Source organism: Ralstonia sp. RL (assembly GCF_001683835.1).
In the GTDB taxonomy this organism is placed as follows: domain Bacteria; phylum Pseudomonadota; class Gammaproteobacteria; order Burkholderiales; family Burkholderiaceae; genus Ralstonia; species Ralstonia mannitolilytica.
In genome coordinates this window covers 1-707 of sequence record NZ_LWRX01000153.1, presented here as the reverse complement: position 1 = coordinate 707, position 707 = coordinate 1, and the positions used below count along the sequence as shown (strand labels likewise).

The 707-nt window shown below is 64.5% G+C and carries 1 protein-coding gene; it reads left to right on the top strand.

Annotated elements, in window-relative coordinates; translation table 11 throughout:
• Nucleotides 1-86: 86 nt before the first annotated feature.
• A partial coding sequence (locus A6M56_RS15205) for a 5'-3' exonuclease (protein ID WP_286758214.1) occupies nucleotides 87-707 on the top strand: 621 nt, incomplete at its 3' end.

Genomic DNA, 707 nt, shown 5'->3' with positions numbered 1-707 from the left:
ATCCGCCACGACTCGCGGGCCGTCGTGTTCTTCAGCAGGGCCTCGGTCTCGACACCCATCACCAGTTTTTCGCTTTCCGTCACGTTATGCCTCTCTTGTTGTTGGTGGACGGTTCGTCCTATCTCTACCGCGCCTTCCATGCCCTGCCCGACCTGCGCAACCAGGCCGGCGAGCCCACCGGCGCGCTGTACGGGGTGCTGAACATGCTACGTCGTCTGCAAAGCGACTACAAGGCAGACTACAAGGCCGTCGTCTTCGACCCTCGCGGCAAAACCTTCCGCGACGACTGGTATCCCGAGTACAAGGCGCACCGGCCACCGATGCCGGACGACCTGGCCCGCCAGATCGAGCCCATCCACGCCGCGATCAAGGCGGCCGGCTGGCCGGTGATCATGATCGACGGCGTCGAGGCCGACGACGTGATCGGCACGCTGGCCACGCAAGCCGCCGCGGCCGACATCGACACGCTGATCTCGACCGGCGACAAAGATTTGACCCAGCTGGTCGGCCCCAAGATCCGCTGGTTCAACACGATGAGCAACGAATTGCTCGACGAGGCCGGCGTCACCGCCAAATTTGGCGTGCCGCCCGAACGCATCGTCGATTACCTGACGTTGGTCGGGGATGCGGTCGACGGCGTGCCGGGCGTCCCCAAATGCGGCCCGAAGACAGCCGTCAAATGGCTGACCCAGTACGGCACGCTGGAC